At 43.9% G+C, this 262-nt stretch carries 1 protein-coding gene; it reads left to right on the top strand.

Translation table 11 applies throughout. From position 1 onward, the window contains the following. Positions 1 to 262 (top strand): bifunctional hydroxymethylpyrimidine kinase/phosphomethylpyrimidine kinase (locus AAEY83_RS16115; protein WP_351060611.1); only part of this gene is annotated, 262 nt, incomplete at both ends.

Below are 262 nucleotides of genomic sequence, written 5' to 3'. Positions count from 1 at the left end.
GCAAAATGGTGAAGAATACTGGTTAGGCAATCAAAAAATACAAACCCCGCATAACCACGGCACCGGATGTAGCATGGCTTCGGTAATTGCTGCATGTTTAGCTAAAGACTATCCATTAAAAGATGCCTTTATTTTAGCTAAGGCATATATAAACCAAGGGCTAAAACAGTCGGTACGTTATGGCGAAGGGATTGGACCGGTTGCTCATACATCGTTCCCCACTAATTTAGCTGACTACCCACAAGTGATTGAACCGGGGAGC

Origin of the sequence: Psychrobacter sp. TB20-MNA-CIBAN-0197 (assembly GCF_040309765.1) — a bacterium.
GTDB classification, from domain to species: domain Bacteria; phylum Pseudomonadota; class Gammaproteobacteria; order Pseudomonadales; family Moraxellaceae; genus Psychrobacter; species Psychrobacter submarinus.
Note: the sequence above shows the minus strand (reverse complement) of the source record. Positions and strands in the feature narration are given on the sequence as shown.